General features: G+C 68.6%; 11 protein-coding genes. 4 read left to right on the top strand and 7 right to left on the bottom strand.

Features of this window, described 5'->3' with window-relative positions; genetic code table 11:
- Positions 1-17: 17 nt before the first annotated feature.
- A complete protein-coding gene (locus tag AAG092_RS17145) occupies positions 18-3,152 on the bottom strand; it encodes an efflux RND transporter permease subunit (protein ID WP_110681729.1) in 3,135 nt (1,044 codons plus the stop codon).
- Positions 3,153-3,164: 12 nt separating this feature from the next.
- Positions 3,165-4,322: an efflux RND transporter periplasmic adaptor subunit gene (locus AAG092_RS17140; RefSeq protein WP_110681728.1), complete on the bottom strand. Its 1,158-nt coding sequence runs from the start codon at positions 4,320-4,322 to the stop codon at positions 3,165-3,167.
- A 150-nt stretch (positions 4,323-4,472) separates the two neighbouring features.
- Here AAG092_RS17140 and AAG092_RS17135 point away from each other — a divergent pair, with 150 nt between their 5' ends.
- A complete protein-coding gene (locus tag AAG092_RS17135; RefSeq protein WP_373387617.1) occupies positions 4,473-5,105 on the top strand; it encodes a TetR family transcriptional regulator in 633 nt (210 codons plus the stop codon).
- 51 nt (positions 5,106-5,156) lie between these two features.
- Here the strand turns inward: AAG092_RS17135 and AAG092_RS17130 are convergent, their stop codons facing one another.
- Positions 5,157-5,354 (bottom strand): heavy-metal-associated domain-containing protein, encoded by a 198-nt coding sequence (locus tag AAG092_RS17130; RefSeq protein WP_373387616.1) that lies wholly within the window; start codon positions 5,352-5,354, stop codon positions 5,157-5,159.
- 239 nt (positions 5,355-5,593) lie between these two features.
- Between AAG092_RS17130 and AAG092_RS17125 the strand changes: the two genes are divergently transcribed.
- From AAG092_RS17125 to cueR, 3 genes are all read left to right on the top strand, one after another.
- Positions 5,594-5,965: a hypothetical protein gene (locus AAG092_RS17125; RefSeq protein ID WP_110681959.1), complete on the top strand. Its 372-nt coding sequence runs from the start codon at positions 5,594-5,596 to the stop codon at positions 5,963-5,965.
- 72 nt (positions 5,966-6,037) lie between these two features.
- Entirely contained in the window at positions 6,038-8,422 is a 2,385-nt protein-coding gene (locus AAG092_RS17120; protein WP_373387615.1) for a heavy metal translocating P-type ATPase, read from the top strand.
- Positions 8,419-8,817, top strand: a complete 399-nt coding sequence (gene cueR / locus AAG092_RS17115) for a Cu(I)-responsive transcriptional regulator (RefSeq protein WP_110681724.1) — start codon at positions 8,419-8,421, stop codon at positions 8,815-8,817. Before AAG092_RS17120 ends, cueR begins: the two co-directional genes overlap by 4 nt.
- Before the next feature lie 46 nt (positions 8,818-8,863).
- On the opposite strand, the gene bfr is transcribed toward cueR, so the two are convergent.
- The 4 genes from bfr to AAG092_RS17095 form a co-directional block, all read right to left on the bottom strand.
- Positions 8,864-9,328, bottom strand: a complete 465-nt coding sequence (gene bfr / locus AAG092_RS17110; protein WP_110681723.1) for a bacterioferritin — start codon at positions 9,326-9,328, stop codon at positions 8,864-8,866.
- 117 nt (positions 9,329-9,445) lie between these two features.
- Complete coding sequence (locus AAG092_RS17105) at positions 9,446-10,333, bottom strand: EamA family transporter (RefSeq protein WP_373387613.1); 888 nt, start codon at positions 10,331-10,333, stop codon at positions 9,446-9,448.
- Positions 10,334-10,425: 92 nt separating this feature from the next.
- Positions 10,426-11,313, bottom strand: coding sequence for a PA4780 family RIO1-like protein kinase (locus AAG092_RS17100; RefSeq protein ID WP_021701414.1), 888 nt, complete (start codon positions 11,311-11,313; stop codon positions 10,426-10,428).
- Positions 11,314-11,414: 101 nt separating this feature from the next.
- A complete protein-coding gene (locus AAG092_RS17095) occupies positions 11,415-12,596 on the bottom strand; it encodes a two-component system response regulator (protein ID WP_373389613.1) in 1,182 nt (393 codons plus the stop codon).
- Between the last annotated feature and the right edge of the window lie 16 nt (positions 12,597-12,612).

Here is a 12,612-nt window from a genome sequence, read left to right as displayed (position 1 = left end):
AGCCACTTCCACTTGAATCAGTGCTGCTGCGCGGCCCCAACCTTCTTCTTGCGCCCCAGCTTCTCGGCCAGCGACTCCACCAGCAGGTAGAACATCGGAATCAGGAAGGTCGCCAGCAGGGTCGCGGCGAGCATGCCGCCGATCACCCCGGTACCGATCGAGTGGCGGCTCGCCGAACCGGCACCGCTGCTGATGGCCAGCGGCACACAGCCGAGGATGAAGGCCAGCGAGGTCATCACGATCGGGCGGAAGCGCAGCTTGGCCGCCTCGAAGGCGGAGTCGAAGATGCTCTTGCCCTCGGCGCGCAGCAGCACGGCGAACTCGACGATGAGGATAGCGTTCTTCGCCGCCAGGCCGATCAGCGTCACCAGGCCGACCTGGAAGTACACGTCGTTCTGGATGCCGCGCAGCCACACGGCGAGGATCGCGCCGAACACCGCGAAGGGCACCGCGGTGACCACCGCCAGCGGCAGGGTCCAGCGCTCGTACTGGGCGGCGAGGATGAGGAACACCATGATCAGGCCGAAGATGAACGCCGTGCTGCCGGAACCCTGGGTGGCCAGCTCCTGGTAGGCCGAGCCGGTCCAGCCGACGGTATAGTCGCTGCCGAGCACCTCGTCGGCCACTTCCTGGATCGCCGCCAGCGCCTGGCCCGAGCTGTAGCCCGGCGCCGGGCCGCCGAGGAACTTGGCCGAGGGGTAGACGTTGAAGCGCGCGTAGGTATCCGGCCCGAGGATGCGCCGCACCTTGATCAGGCTGGTCAGCGGCACCAGGTCGCCGCCGCTGGCGCGCACGTAGACCTGCGACAGGTCCTCGGGCTTGCGGCGGAACTCCGACTCCGACTGCAGACTGACCTGCCAGGTGCGGCCGTACAGGGTGAAGTCGTTGACGTAGTAGCTGCCGAAGGTCGACTGCATGGCGGTGAACACATCGCTGATCGACACGCCCAGGGCGCGCGCCTTGGTGCGGTCGAGGTCGATGTAGTACTGCGGCACGCTGGCGTTGAAGGTGCTCTGCACCCCGGCCAGTTCCGGACGCTTCTGCGCTGCGGCGAGGAAGGCCTGGACCTTCTCGCCGAGCTGCTCGACGCTGCCGCCGCTGCGGTCCTGGATATAGCCCTCGAAGCCGCCGGTGGTGCTCATGCCGGTGATCGGCGGCGGGTTGAAGCTCATGACCAGGCCGTCCTTCTCGGACAAGCCCATGCCCATGAACTCGCGGGTCAGGTTGCGTGCATCCAGCTCCGGCGTGGTGCGCTCGGACCAATCCTTGAGCGGCACGAAGCTCACCCCGGCATTGGTGCGCTGGCCGAAGGTCAGCACGTCGAAGCCGGCGAAGGTCACCACGTCCTCTACCGCCGGGTGCTTCATCAGCTGCTGGGTGAAGTCGCTGGTCAGCGCGTCGGTGCGGTTGACCGAAGCGGCCGGCGGCAGGAAGTAGGCATTGATCACGTAGCCCTGGTCCTCGTCCGGCACCAGCGAGCCGGGCACCCGGCTGAACAGCCCGACGGTGAGGGCGATCATGCCGCCGAACAGCAGCAGGCCGACCAGCGAGCGCTTGAGGAAGAAGGCCACGCCGGCGCCATAGGCATCGGTCAGCTTGTCGAACAGGCGGTTGAAGGCGCGGAACGGCGCCGCCGGCTCGCTATGGTCGGGCTTGAGCATCAGCGCGCAGAGCGCCGGCGACAGAGTCAGGGCGACGATGCCGGAAATCACCACCGACACCGCGATGGTGATCGCGAACTGCTTGTACATCTCGCCGGCCAGGCCGCCGAGGAAGCCCACCGGGACGAACACGGCGCACAGCACCAGGACGATGGCGATGATCGGCCCGGTGACCTCCTCCATGGCCTCGATGGCCGCCTCGCGGGCCCCCAGCTTCTTGGTGCGCATCACCCGCTCGACGTTCTCGATCACCACGATGGCGTCGTCGACCACGATGCCGATGGCCAGCACCATGCCGAACAGGGTCAGCAGGTTGATCGAGAAGCCCAGCGCGTACATGCCGGCGAAGGTGCCGACCAGCGACACCGGAATCGCCAGCACCGGGATCAGCGTGGCGCGCCAGTTCTGCAGGAACACGAAGACCACCAGCACCACCAGCAGCAGCGCCTCGAAGAAGGTCTTGACCACTTCATCGATGGAGATTTGCACGAACCTGGTGGTGTCGTAGGGGATCTTGTAGGAGATGCCCTCGGGGAAGCGCTCGGCCAGGCGATCCATGGTCGCGCGCACCGCCTCGGCGGTGTCCAGGGCGTTGGCGCCAGGCTGCAGGTAGACGCCGAAGGCGGCGTTCTGCTGGCCATTGAGGCTGGTCACCAGGGAATAGTCCTGGGCGCCCAGCTCGATGCGCGCCACGTCACCGAGCAGCAGGCTGGCGCCGGTGGCGTCGGAGCGCAGGATCACGCTCTCGAACTCCTTGGGGTCCTTGAAGCGGCCCTGGGTGGTCACCGTGTAGGTGAAGTCCTGCGGCGTCTGCAGCGGCTGCTGGCCGAAGCTGCCGGCGGCGAACTGCGAGTTCTGCTCGCGGATGGCGTTGACCACGTCGGTCGGCGTCAGGTCGTACTGCGCCAGCTTGTCCGGACGCAGCCAGATGCGCATGGAGTAGTTCTTCGAACCGAACTGGCTGACGTCGCCCACCCCCGGCAGGCGCTTGAGCTCGTCGATGACGTTGATCAGCGCGTAGTTGGAGATGAACACCGGGTCCTTGGAATTGTCCGGCGAGAACAGGGTGACCACCTGGAGGATGTCCGAGGACTTCTTCTCCACCTTCACGCCCTGCCGGCGCACCTCCTCCGGCAGCTTGGCCAGGGCGGCCTGCACCCGGTTGTTGACGTCGATGGTGGCCTGGTCGGGGTCGCGGCCCACCTCGAAGTACACCGACAGACTCATGCTGCCGCTGCTGGCCGAGTTGGACAGCTGGTAGATCATGCCCTCGACGCCGTTGATCTGCTGCTCCAGCGGCGCGGCCACGGTCTCGGCAATGACCTGGGCGCTGGCGCCCGGGTAGCTGGCCGACACCGACACCTGCGGCGGCAGGATCTGCGGGTACTGGGCGATGGGCAGGGCGCGCATGGCGGCCAGGCCGGCAAGGATGATGACGATGGAGATGACCGCGGCGAACACCGGCCGGTCGATGAAGAACCTTGAGATCACGGGCCGGACTCCTTAAGGCTGGGTGGCCGGGGCCGCAGGGGCCTCGGCCACCTTGACCGGTGCGTTCGGCCGCACCTTGGGCAGGCCCTCGACTATCACCCGGTCGCCGGCGGCGATGCCGCTGTCCACCACCCAGCGCCCCGCGGCGGTGTGCGCGGTGGTGACCGGGCGAATGCGCGCCAGGCCCTGCTCGTCCACCACATAGACGAAGGTGCCATTGGGCCCCTGGGAGATGGCGCGCTCCGGCACGGTCACCGCGTTGGGCTTGCTGATGCCCTTGACCACCACGCGCACGAACTGCCCCGGCATCAGCGCCTGGTCCGGGTTGGGCACCACGGCGCGGGCGCTGACGGTGCCGGTGGCGCGGTCGATCAGGCTGTCGGTGAAGTCCACCTTGCCTTCCAGCGGGTAGCTGGAGCCGTCGCCGAACTTGATCTCCACGCTCATCTGCTGGCCGCCGTCGCGCACCAGGCTGCCGCTCTGCAGGCCGCTGCGCACGCTGGACACTTCGCGGTCGGGGGCGGCGAAGTTGACATAGATGGGGTCGAGCTGGGTGATCTGGGTCAGCAGGCTGGCGTTGGGGTCGCCGGCCACCATCAGGCTGCCCTCGGACACCGTCTCCTTGCTGGTGATGCCGGAGATCGGCGCCTTCACCGTGGTGTAGTCGAGGTCGATTTGCTTGGCCTGCACCTCGGCCCTGGCCGCCTCGATGTTGGCCTTGCTCTGCTCGAAGTTGGATACCGCGTTGTCCAGCTCGCTCTCGCTGGCGAAGCCCTTCTTCTGCAGCTCGCGGATACGCTTGAGGTCGCGCTCGGTCTGCCGGTAGCGCGCCTGCTCCTGGGCCAGCGCACCCTTGGCGCGAGCCAGCGCGGCCTCATAGGGGCGGGGGTCGATGCGGAACAGCACCTGGCCCTGCTTGACCTGGCTGCCCTCCTGGTAGGTGCGCTCCTGCAGGATGCCGCTGACCTGGGCGCGCACCTGCACCTCGCGGTAGCCGGCGGTGCGCGCCGGGTACTCGAACTGCAGCGGCAGCGACTCGACCTTGGCCGCTTCCACCAGCACTTCCGGCGGCGGCATCTGCGCGGCCGGGTCGGCGGCCTGCAGCAGCGGGCTGAACAACGTACCCAGGGCCAGCGTTGCAAAGGCAAGCGGGAGCGGTCGAGCAAACATGAGTCGTCTCCGTGACATCTTGGACGGGCACAAGCCCGGAAAGGCGGCCATGCTAGTTACATACATTCACGTTTGTAAACAAAGCGATGACGCAAAAATCGTTACACTGCGTTCCCCTGACTGAGCCTAGACCGATTACCGATACCCGCCATGCGCCGCACCAAAGAACAAGCCGAGCAGACCCGTGCCGCCATCCTGGCCGCTGCCGAACAGTTGTTTCTGGAAAAAGGCGTGGCGCACAGCACCCTCGAGCTGATCGCCCGCGCCGCCGGGGTGACGCGCGGTGCGGTGTACTGGCACTTCGAGAACAAGGCGCACCTGTTCCACGAGATGCTCAGCCAGGTGCGCCTGCCGCCGGAGCAACTGGCCGAGCGCCTGGGCGGCTGCGACGGTGGCGACCCGCTGCTGTCGCTGCGCGACCTGTGCATTGAGGCGATCGAGAACCTGGCCCGCGACGAGCAGAAACGGCGCATCTTCACCATCCTGCTGCACCGCTGCGAGTTCACCGAGGAACTGCGCGAGGCCGAGGAACGCCACATCGCCTTCATCAACCAGTTCATCGGCCTGGTGCAGGCACTGTTCGAGCGCCCGGCCTGCCAGCAGCGCCTGCTGCCTGGAGTGACCCCGCGCCTGGCGGCGCGCGCGCTGCACGCGCAGCTGGTCGGCCTGTTCACCGACTGGACGCGCGACCCGACCCTGTTCGACCCGCTGAGCGACACCGCCGCGCTGATCGACGCGCAGCTACGCGGCCTGCTGCGCAAATGGAATCCGCCGCCCCGATAGCCCGGACCGGCGGACAGGCCCCCCCCCCGGATCGGGTGCCCTGCGGAGCGGTCAGGCTGCCTCGGCCTCGTAGCCCTTGTCGCGGATGGCCTGCAGCAACTGCTCCAGGCTCTGCCGGCTGGCGACCCGGACTTCGCCGGCGCCGAGGTCGATCTGCACTTCCGCCGCCGGATCGCCGGCCTGCACCACCCGGGTGATGGCACGTACGCAGTGGCCACAGGACATGCCGGAAACTTTCAGGATTTGCATGGTGTATACCTCTCGCTGGGGTGACTGGGGGCCTCCTCCGGCCCTGCGAGCAGTCTCAAGCCTGCCACGATGGCAAGGTCAAGCCGCGGCGACTTGTCGTTCCACGGCGGCTGAACCAAGCTGCAGGGAAGCCTCGAGGAATCACCGCCATGCGCCTGCCCGCCGTCCTGCTCGCCCTGCTCTGCCTGCCAGCCCTGGCCGACGAATCGGTGCCCGAGCCTGCCCTGCCGGCTAGCGAGATGCCAACGCCGACTCCCGCGCCGCAAGCGGCTGCCGTGCCGCTGGCACCGATGACCCTGCCCACGCCGATCGACTACGGCGTACTGATCGTCTCGCGCGAACGCCTGGAAGTCTCGACACCCTGCGAGATCGGCCTGTACCTGCAGGGCAACCTCACCGCGCGCCTGTACCAGGGCCAGTCGATCACCCTCAACCTGCCCCCGGGCCAGGTACTGGTGCGCCTCGGCCAGCTCGGCGGCCAGCACTGCCAGCCACGTTTCGAGCAGCTGCGCAGCCAGAGCCTGCAGATCAACAGCGGCGAGGTGCTCAGATACCGTATCGCCATGGACTCGCTGGGCCTGCAGCTGATCCCGGCACCGCAGAATTATTGAAGGCGCAGGCGGGGCTTGACCTTGACCCGGTGTCAAGGTTGATCCTGTGGGCGAATCGAGGAGGAATCGCCCATGTCCAACCTGCAGACCTTCGACCTGCCCATCCACGGCATGACCTGCGCCAGCTGCGCCGGCCGCGTCGAGCGCGCCTTGAGCCGGGTGCCCGAGGTGCAACAGAGCAGCGTCAACCTGGCCACCGAACAGGCCCGCATCACCGCCCCGCGCGAACGCCTGGACGAGCTGCTGGCGGCCGTCGAGCAGGCCGGCTACTCGGTCCCCTTGCAGAGCCTGGAGCTGAACCTCGGCGGCATGACCTGCGCCAGCTGCGCCGGGCGCATCGAGCGGGCGCTGCTGAAGGTCGCCGGGGTGCGCCGCGTCAGCGTCAACCTGGCTAGCGAGCGCGCCCATGTCGAGATGCTCGCCGGCACCTCCAGTGCCGCGCTGATCGCCGCCGTCGAGGACGCCGGCTACACGGCCAGCCTGCTCGACAGCGTGCCAACCCAGGACCCGCAGGCCGCGCTGCGCCGCGAGCGCCTGGCGGTGATCCTCGCCCTGCTGCTGGCCGCGCCGCTGGTGGTGCCGATGCTGGCCGAATGGGCCGGCCTGCACTGGATGCTGCCGGCCTGGGTGCAGTTCCTGCTGGCCACGCCGGTGCAGTTCGTCCTCGGCGCGCGCTTCTACCGGGCGGCCTGGAAGGCGGTGAAGGCCGGCAGCGGCAACATGGACCTGCTGGTGGCCCTGGGCACCAGCGCCGGCTACGGCCTGAGCCTGTACCTCTGGGCCACGGCCGAACACCATGTGCCGCACCTGTATTTCGAGGCCTCGGCGGTGGTCATCGCCCTGGTGCTGCTCGGCAAGTACCTGGAGAGCCGCGCCAAGCGCCAGACCAGCGCGGCCATCCGCGCCCTCGAGGCGCTGCGCCCGGAGCGCGCCACGCGCCTGGTGGACGGTCGCGAGGAAGAGGTGGCGATTGCCGCCCTGCGCCTGGATGACCGGGTGGTGGTGCGCCCCGGCGAGCGCTTCCCGGTGGACGGCGAAGTGCTCGAAGGCCACAGCCAGGCCGACGAGGCGCTGATCAGCGGTGAGAGCCTGCCGGTGGCCAAGGCCCCGGGTGACCGGGTCACCGGCGGCGCCATCAATGGCGAAGGCCGGCTGATCGTGCGCACCACGGCCCTGGGCGGCGAGACGGTGCTGGCGCGGATCATTCGCCTGGTGGAGGACGCCCAGTCGGCCAAGGCGCCGATCCAGAAGCTGGTGGACCGGGTCAGCGCGGTGTTCGTCCCGGCCGTGCTGCTGATCGCCCTGCTCACCCTCGGCGGCTGGCTGCTCGCCGGCGCCAGCCTGGAGCAGGCGCTGATCAACGCGGTGGCGGTGCTGGTGATCGCCTGCCCCTGTGCCCTCGGCCTGGCCACCCCGGCGGCGATCATGGCCGGTACCGGCGTGGCGGCGCGCCACGGCATCCTGATCAAGGACGCTGAAGCCCTGGAGCTGGCGCACAAGGTCGCGGTGGTGGCCTTCGACAAGACCGGCACCCTCACCTCCGGCCAGCCGCGCATCGTCCACCTGGCCAGCGAGAACATCGAGGAAGACGAGCTGCTGCGCCTGGCCGCCGCCCTGCAGCAGGGCAGCGAGCACCCGCTGGCACACGCAGTGCTGACGGCGGCCGCGGAACGCGGTCTCACCCCGCCGCCGCTGACCGCCAGCCAGGCCCTGGCCGGGCGCGGCATCCGCGGCGAAGTGGCAGGCCGCGCGCTGGCCCTGGGCAACCAGCGGCTGTTCGACGAACTGCAGCTCGGCAGCCCGCTGCGCCAGCAGGCCACGGCCTGGGAAGCCGAGGGGCGCACCCTGTCCTGGCTGATCGAGCTGGGCACGGCGCCGCGCGTGCTCGGCCTGCTGGCCTTCGGCGACAGCCTCAAGGCAGGCGCCGCCGCGGCCGTCGCCGCACTGCGCGACCAGGGCATCGAGAGCCACCTGATCAGCGGCGACAACGCCGGCAGCGCCAACACCGTGGGCCATGCACTGGGCATCGACCGGGTGCATGCCCAGGTCCTGCCGGCGGACAAGGCGGCGCATGTCGCCGCGCTGAAACGCGCGGGCGTCAGCGTGGCCATGGTCGGCGACGGCATCAACGATGCCCCGGCCCTGGCCGCCGCCGATGTCGGCATCGCCATGGGTGGCGGCACCGACGTGGCCATGCACGCCGCCGGCATCACCCTGATGCGCGGCGACCCGCGCCTGGTGCCGGCGGCGCTGGAAATCAGCCGGCGCACCTGGCGCAAGATCCAGCAGAACCTGTTCTGGGCCTTCATCTACAACCTGGTGGGCATTCCGCTGGCCGCCGCCGGCCTGCTCAGCCCGATGGTGGCCGGCGCCGCCATGGCCCTGTCCAGCGTCAGCGTGCTGAGTAACGCGCTGCTGCTCAACACCTGGAAACCCGACACGGAGCAGCGCTCATGAACATCGGCCAGGCAGCGAAACACAGCGGACTCAGCGCAAAGATGATCCGCTACTACGAGTCCATCGGCCTGCTGCGGCCGGCCGGGCGCAGCGACAGCGGCTACCGCCGCTACGGCGAACAGGACCTGCACGTGCTGGCCTTCATCAAGCGCTCGCGTGACTTGGGTTTCTCGCTGGAAGAAGTCGGCAAGCTGCTGGCCCTGTGGCAGGACCGCGAGCGCGCCAGCGCCGACGTCAAGGCACTGGCCCTGGCCCACGTCGACGAGCTGAACCGCAAGATCGCCGAGCTGACCGCGCTGCGCGACACCCTGAGCGAGCTGGTACAGCACTGCCAGGGCGACCACCGCCCGGATTGCCCGATCCTCAGGGATCTGGAAGGTCAGTGCTGCCACTGAACATGAAAAAAGGGAGCCGAAGCTCCCTTTTTTCATCGCCTTGCTATCAGGCCTGTGATTGCAGGTAGTTCTGCAGGCCGATGCGGTCGATCAGGCCGAGCTGCTGCTCCAGCCAGTAGGCATGATCTTCCTCGGTGTCGTGCAGCTGCACTTCGAGGATCTCGCGGCTGACGTAGTCGCCATGCTTCTCGCACAGCTCGATGCCCTTGGCCAGGGCCGCGCGCACCTCGTATTCCAGCGCCAGGTCGGCACGCAGCATGTCCGGCACCGTGGCGCCCGGCTTGATCGGCTTGGGCGTCATGTCGGGCGTGGCTTCGAGGAACAGGATGCGCCTGAGCAGGGCATCGGCATGCTCGGTCTCTTCCTGCATCTCGTGATTGAGGCGCTCGTAGAGCTTGTTGAAACCCCAGTCCTCGTACATCCGCGAATGCAGGAAATACTGGTCGCGCGCGGCCAGCTCGCCACGCAGTAGATCCTTCAGGTAATCGACAACCGCTGCCGATCCTTTCATGAACGCTTCTCCGAAAAAACTCCGTATAGACAGGCAGCTTCGACCCTCAGAGGCGCGCGGTCAAGCACGGGAATCGAACAGTGCAGGAAGCGATTCGCATTAGCCAAAGCCCCGTAGTTACTGGCTCGCCACGGGCTGACGCAGCCGTCGCAGCGGCCACGGCAACACGGTGATCGCCAGGCCGCCGAACACCAGCACACAGGCCAGCCAGCCGAGGCCGTCGAGCGCCTCGCCCAGCAGCAGCCAGCCGGCCAGCAGGCCCGACACCGGCACCGCCAGGGCGAATGGCGTGACCAGGCTGGCCGGGTAGCGGCGCAGCAGGAAACTCCACAGGGCGAAGCCGACCGTGGTGGCGAGGAAGGCGATGTACAGCAACGCGCCGATGCCGCGCCAGCTCGGCTGTGCGAGCGCCGCGCCGATCGCCTGCGGCCCTTCGAAGAGGTAGGACAGGCCCAGCAGCGGCAGCACCGGGACCAGGCTGACCCAGCAGATCAGGCGCAGCATGTCGCTGGCCCCGGAGCGCTTGGTGGCGATGTTGGCGCAGGCCCAGGCCAGCGCCGCGCCGATCACCAGGGCGAAGCCCAGCAGGCTGTCGCCCAGCGGCCGCTGCAGGCCGATCAGCAGCAGCCCGCCGGCGGCCAGCAGCAGTCCGACCAGGGCGCGCGGCGTGGGCCGTTCGCCGAGCAGCACGGCGGCGATCAGCACGGTGAAGAACACCTGGCTCTGCAGCACCAGCGAGGACAGGCCGGCCGGCATGCCCAGGTGCATGCCGACGAACAGCAGGCCGAACTTGATCACCCCGAGCAGCACGCCGATCTGCACGATGCGCCACAGCGGCGCCGGCAACGGCCCGCGCAGGAACAACAGGGGCAGCGCCGCCAGGGCGAAGCGCAGGGCGCAGAACAGCAACGGCGGGAAGTCCTGCAGGCCGACCTTGATCACCACGAAGTTGACACCCCAGATCAGGGTGACCAGCAGGGCCAGGAGGATGTGCGGCAGCGGCATGGACGGACTCCGGAGTCAGTGCTCGCACACTAGCAGCGCCCCGCCTCCGCCGCCCGGTACAGTTGCCGCCTATCGCGACCGGACAGCGGGCCTCACTGCGCCCAGGGCGGTGGCGGCGGCTCGTCGTGCGGGGCATCCTCGGCGTTGCGCGCGGCCTCGCGGCGCGCCTGCTCGGCCAGCGCCGCCTTGATCTCGCGCAGCACCGCGCCGACATCGGCCTCCGCCTCCGGCTCGGCGAAGCGGCCGCTCAGCTGAGTCTCGGGGGTCAGCTTGCCGTCCTCGTAGAGCGCCCACATCTCCTTGGCGTAGCGGGTCTCCAGCAGCTCCGGGGCGAACTGGCCGAAATACTCGGCCATGTTGCGCACGTCGCGCTCGAGCATGCTGAAGGCATGGTTGTTGGCCGCCGCGTCCACCGCCTGCGGCAGGTCGATGATCACCGGGCCGTGCGGGTCGAGCAGCACGTTGAATTCCGACAGGTCGCCATGCACCAGGCCGGCGCAGAGCATCTTGACGATTTCGCCGATCATGAAGGCGTGGAACTCGCGGGCATCCTCGGGCAGCAAGTCGACATCGTTGAGGCGCGGCGCGGCGTCACCATAGCCGTCGTCGACCATCTCCATCAGCAGCACGCCATCCTGGTAGTCGTAGGGCTTGGGCACCCGCACGCCGGCGGCGGCCAGGCGGAACAGCGCCGACACCTCGGCGTTCTGCCAGGCCTCCTCCTGCTCCTTGCGCCCGTACTTGCTGCCCTTGGCCATGGCGCGGGCATCCCGGCTGTTGCGGGTCTTGCGGCCCTCCTGGTACTCGGCGGCCTGGCGGAAGCCGCGCTTGTTGGCCTCCTTGTAGACCTTGGCGCAACGCAGTTCCTTGCCGCAGCGCACCACATAGACCGAAGCTTCCTTGCCGCTCATCAGCGGGCGCACGACCTCGTCGATCAGGCCATCTTCGAGCAGGGGTTCCAGGCGTTTCGGGGTCTTCATCGCGTGCCAAGGGGCTCCGGTGGGGAAATCAGCAGGCGTTATACGGCAATCCGCCGCCAGCCCGCCAGCGCGAAGCGGAATCGCCTCGCGAACGGCATGCTTCAGCCCGGCGGCAGGGTCAGCTCGATGCTCTCGCCCAGCGACTCCTCCAAGCGCTGCAGCTCGCAGCGCAGCGAGGCGGCATCGTCGGCGTGCGCGCGGGCGATCTCGGTGAAAGGTTCGGCCGCCTCGATCAGCGCCAGCACCACCGAGGGATCGAAGCGCGTACCGCTGGCCGCGCTGATCTGCGCCACCGCCTCGGCGCAGGACAGCGCCTGGCGGTAGGGGTGGTGGCTGGTCAGCTCCTCGTAAGCGCCGACCACCGCCATCAGCCGTGCCGCCAGCGGAATCTGCTCGCCGTGCAGGCCCTGCGGATAGCCGCTGCCGTCCCAGTGCTCGTGCTGGCTATAGACGATATCGCGGGCATCGCGCAGGAAGTCGGTGACGCTGCCCAGCTTGGCCTCGGCGGCCAGCAGGGCGTCGCGCCCGGCCTGGGCATGGCTGTGCAGCAGCTTGAGATCGTCGCCCTGCAGTGGCACCGGGCTGAGCAGGATGCGGTCGGGCAGCACCAGTTTGCCGATGCCGTGCAGCAGCGCCGACTTGCCCAGCTGGGCGATGCGCGCCTCATGCAGCTCCTCGGCCAGCAGCGGTTGCTGACGGGCCAGGGTGGCGGCCAGCTCGACCATGTACGGTTCGATACGCGCCAGGTGCTTGCCGCAGGGGTTGTCGCGCATCGCCGCGAGGCCGGCCATGGCCTCGATGGTCACCTCCTGCAGGCGCTGGATGTCACGGGTGCGGCGGCGCACCTCCCACTCCAGGTACTCGCTCCTGTCGCGCAGGAAGTCCGCACTGGCCTTGAGCTGCAGCTGCGCACGCACGCGGGCGAGAACGATGGGCGGGCTGATCGGCTTGGTGATGTAGTCCACCGCGCCCAGGTCGAAGCCCTGCTGCTCGTCGGCCTGCTCGCTCTTGGCGGTGAGGAAGATCACCGGGATCTCGGCGGTGGCCGGGTCGGCCTTGAGCCGCCGGCACACCTCGTAGCCGTCGATCTCCGGCATCATGATGTCCAGCAGGATCAGGTCGGGCTGGCTCTCGGCAGCGATGCGCAGGCCCTTGGCACCGTGGTTGGCGACCTTGACCCGGTAGTGGTCGGCCAGCAGCTCGCTCATCAGCGTGAGGTTTTCCGGGGTGTCGTCGACCAGCAGGATCAGCGGCTGGTCGGGCCGGTCGAGCATTTCCACCATCATCCATACCCCCTGT

The sequence above is a fragment of the Pseudomonas alcaligenes genome, assembly GCF_041729615.1.
Lineage (GTDB): Bacteria > Pseudomonadota > Gammaproteobacteria > Pseudomonadales > Pseudomonadaceae > Aquipseudomonas > Aquipseudomonas alcaligenes_B.
This window is presented reverse-complemented; position numbering and strand designations above follow the sequence as displayed.

Bases quoted from the DNA above. Each gene is read 5' to 3' on its own strand.
- AAG092_RS17135 (WP_373387617.1), top strand. From the start codon at position 4,473: ATGCGCCGCACCAAAGAACAAGCCGAGCAGACCCGTGCCGCCATCCTG.
- AAG092_RS17105 (WP_373387613.1), bottom strand. From the start codon at position 10,333: ATGCCGCTGCCGCACATCCTCCTGGCCCTGCTGGTCACCCTGATCTGG.
- cueR (WP_110681724.1), top strand. From the start codon at position 8,419: ATGAACATCGGCCAGGCAGCGAAACACAGCGGACTCAGCGCAAAGATG.
- AAG092_RS17120 (WP_373387615.1), top strand. From the start codon at position 6,038: ATGTCCAACCTGCAGACCTTCGACCTGCCCATCCACGGCATGACCTGC.
- AAG092_RS17095 (WP_373389613.1), bottom strand. From the start codon at position 12,596: ATGGTGGAAATGCTCGACCGGCCCGACCAGCCGCTGATCCTGCTGGTC.
- AAG092_RS17140 (WP_110681728.1), bottom strand. From the start codon at position 4,322: ATGTTTGCTCGACCGCTCCCGCTTGCCTTTGCAACGCTGGCCCTGGGT.
- AAG092_RS17125 (WP_110681959.1), top strand. From the start codon at position 5,594: ATGCCAACGCCGACTCCCGCGCCGCAAGCGGCTGCCGTGCCGCTGGCA.
- bfr (WP_110681723.1), bottom strand. From the start codon at position 9,328: ATGAAAGGATCGGCAGCGGTTGTCGATTACCTGAAGGATCTACTGCGT.
- AAG092_RS17130 (WP_373387616.1), bottom strand. From the start codon at position 5,354: ATGCAAATCCTGAAAGTTTCCGGCATGTCCTGTGGCCACTGCGTACGT.
- AAG092_RS17100 (WP_021701414.1), bottom strand. From the start codon at position 11,313: ATGAAGACCCCGAAACGCCTGGAACCCCTGCTCGAAGATGGCCTGATC.